At 33.8% G+C, this 3,218-nt stretch carries 2 protein-coding genes; both read right to left on the bottom strand.

Annotated elements, in window-relative coordinates; genetic code table 11:
* Window positions 1–231: 231 nt before the first annotated feature.
* Window positions 232–1,503, bottom strand: coding sequence for a phosphoribosylamine--glycine ligase (purD, locus tag HSX44_RS00100; RefSeq protein ID WP_275601773.1), 1,272 nt, complete (start codon window positions 1,501–1,503; stop codon window positions 232–234).
* Between the two features lie 35 nt (window positions 1,504–1,538).
* Complete coding sequence (gene serS, locus HSX44_RS00095) at window positions 1,539–2,816, bottom strand: serine--tRNA ligase (protein WP_275602387.1); 1,278 nt, start codon at window positions 2,814–2,816, stop codon at window positions 1,539–1,541.
* Window positions 2,817–3,218 lie beyond the last annotated feature (402 nt).

Below are 3,218 nucleotides of genomic sequence, written 5' to 3'. Positions count from 1 at the left end.
TAGTCTTTAACTCTTTCTACCCTTTTTTACCTAAATATTTTTCTATTCCACTAAAAACACACATTCCTAAAATGTTAAGAAAGTTTCATAAGTTGAATAAAATTAATTTAGATGCTTTTATAAATTTTTCCCCAATTTCATTGCCACTTCAATAATGTATCTAGCACACCAAAATACACTTAAGAAAAACAATCAAAACTCCTGACTTTAATCTTTAATATACAGCATATACTAACTACCAATGTCGTACCTGAAAAATCCTCCTGGCCATCGCAGAAAATTTAACGCCGAATATACTTTATTTTTAGCTTCCTCTAAAGTACTCCCCTCTCCTACTACATTTAATACTCTTCCACCATCAGAAATCCAATTACCACTTTTATCCAATTTAGTACCAGCATGAAACACCAATATACCAGGAATGCTTTCAATTTCATCCAATCCTTTAATTACTTCTCCTGTTTGATAATTACCTGGATAGCCCTTACTTGCAACAACTACACAAATTATAGTTTTGTTGGTGAGTTCCACTATTTTGGAACTTAATTTTCCTTCTGCAACTGATAACATCAATTTTAACAAATCACAATTTTTATCAAATCTAGGCAAAATAGATTGTATTTCTGGATCACCAAATCTAACATTATACTCAAGAAGTTTTGGGTCATTTTTACAAATCATCAAACCAGCAAAAAGCACTCCACGATAAGGGGTTCCCATATTAGCCAGTGCTTGAATTGTCGGGTATATTATTCTTTGGATAATTTTTTGTTCCATATCCTTACTTATAATCGAAGGTGATGAGTATGATCCCATACCTCCAGTATTCTGGCTATCATTACTCTCATCAGCCCTTTTATAATCTTTCGCACATCCAAGAGTTACTACTTTCAACCCATCAACAAGAACAAAAAAACTTATCTCTTCCCCAACTAAAAATTCCTCTATAACTATTTCCTCACCTGATTCACCAAATTTCTTTTCTACCAGCATCGAATCTATTGCTACAAAAGCTTCGCTTTCTCTATTACATATTATCACACCTTTCCCTGCAGCAATCCCATTTGCTTTTACCACAAGTGGAAATTTTATTTTATTGCTGAGTATAAAGTTTTTAGCTAATCCCTCATCAATAAAACACTCATACTTAGCAGTTGGTATACCATATTGCTTGCACAGCATCTTGGTAAAGGATTTTGACGCTTCAAGTTTCGCAGCAGCTTGACTTGGAGCAAAAACATTTATTCCCTCTGCAACTAAGTTGTTAGCAAGACCATCAATTATTGGTTGTTCTGGGCCAATGATAACTAACTTTATATTTTCTCTTTTGCAAAATCGTGTAACATCAATTGGGTTTTTAATATTTATGTTTACAAGAACCCCAAGATTTCTCACAGCTGCTCGCCCAGGAGCGACATACAACCCAGTTAAGATAGGAGACTTTTTGAGAGCCCAAAGCAAAGCGTGCTCACGTCCACCAGAACCCACAACCAGAACCTTCATCTTTAATTTCCTCGTTTTTCCACATATTTAAACCATTACTTGTCTATAACAGTATCATTACTCATATACTTTTGCAACACGCTTGGTATTGCAATCGACCCGTTAGAATTCTGATAATTTTCCATTATAGCAATAATCGTCCTTCCTATAGCTAAGGCTGAGCCGTTCAAAGTATGAACGTATTTTTTCACCCTTTTATCAGCTTCTAAAGAATATTTAGTATTCATTCTTCTTGACTGAAATGTACCACAACTGGAGCAACTTGATATTTCTCTGTACTTATTTTGTCCAGGCAACCATATTTCTATGTCATAAGTCTTTTGCACAGCAAAACCCATATCACCACTACATAGCAGCATCACTCTATATGGTAATTCTAATCTTTTTAATATCTCCTCAGCAATACTTGTCATGCGTTCAAGTTCGTCGTTTGATTGGCTTTCAGTTGTGATACTTACCAATTCTACTTTACCAAATTGGTGTTGTCTTATCATACCTCTTGTATCCCGCCCTGCACTGCCAGCTTCTTTACGAAAGCACTCTGAATACGCAGCAAAACGAATAGGCAGTTCCTTTTCTTCTATTATTTTACCAGCAACTAAATTTGTTAAAACAACTTCACCTGTAGGAATCAATCTTAACTCATCGGTAGTTAAATATGAATCATCAGAAAATTTAGGCAGCTGGCCAACGTTATACATCGCCTCATTCTTCACTAAAATTGGATGATATACTTCAGTATAGCCAAATTCATTAACATGCATTTCAAGCATAAAATTTATTAATGCTCGTCCAAGCTTGGCTAATTTCCCTTTCAACACTACAAACCTTGACCTAGAAATTTTCGTCGCTTGTTCGAAATCCATCAAATTCAACCCTTCCCCGAGTTCATAATGAGACTTTGCTATAAAACCAAATTGTCTTTTTTCTCCATACTTTCTCATCTCTAAATTAGAACTCTCACCTTCACCCATTGGTATATCTTGCATAGGAATATTTGGTAAACTAAATAAGATATCCACCAACCTGTCATTCTCTANTTGCTCCTTTAAGCTAATCACCTTTATTTCACTTGTAATACTTCTTGACAATTTTATTTGCTTTTCGCAAGGGCTATTGCTCATTTTAAGTTTTTTTATTTCCTCTGTAACTTCATTAAGTTGCCTATTTAAATCTTGTAATTTAGTAGTCAATAATCTTTTTTCTTGATCAATTTCTAATACCTCTCTTACAGTAAACTCTTTAATTCCTCTTTCCCTCATAATCTTCTCAAATTCTTCAGGTTTTTTTCGTATATATCTTATGTCATGCATATATTGCATTACTACCAACATTGTTACTGTACCTCAAAAGCCTTTAATACTCAATGTCCTTACTTATATCACTAATAAACGTTAAGATCAGTACAATTGACTTTATTTTCAAAATTCATTAAAATTTAGTTAGTGTCCGTAGAACTAATATGTTATCCATAACAAAAAGATACAATAAGTTCAAAGGAAGCACTCATAAAAGATGAACAATAGAAGGAAGATTTGAAAAATGGGCTGTTATGTGAGCTCATACCGGAAACACAAATATCCTTATATTCTACTTCAAAAAAGGAAAAGAAAAGTTGGTATAGCATTATGTTATTATGAAAAAGAACCTTATACCTCTTCAAATAGGAAATTTAATAATCAATTCTCCGGTAATTTTGGCACCAATGTCTGGGG

Origin of the sequence: Wolbachia endosymbiont of Onchocerca gibsoni, assembly GCF_029169405.1 — a bacterium.
GTDB lineage: Bacteria > Pseudomonadota > Alphaproteobacteria > Rickettsiales > Anaplasmataceae > Wolbachia.
This window is presented reverse-complemented; position numbering and strand designations above follow the sequence as displayed.

Bases quoted from the DNA above. Each gene is read 5' to 3' on its own strand.
- purD (WP_275601773.1), bottom strand. From the start codon at position 1,503: ATGAAGGTTCTGGTTGTGGGTTCTGGTGGACGTGAGCACGCTTTGCTT.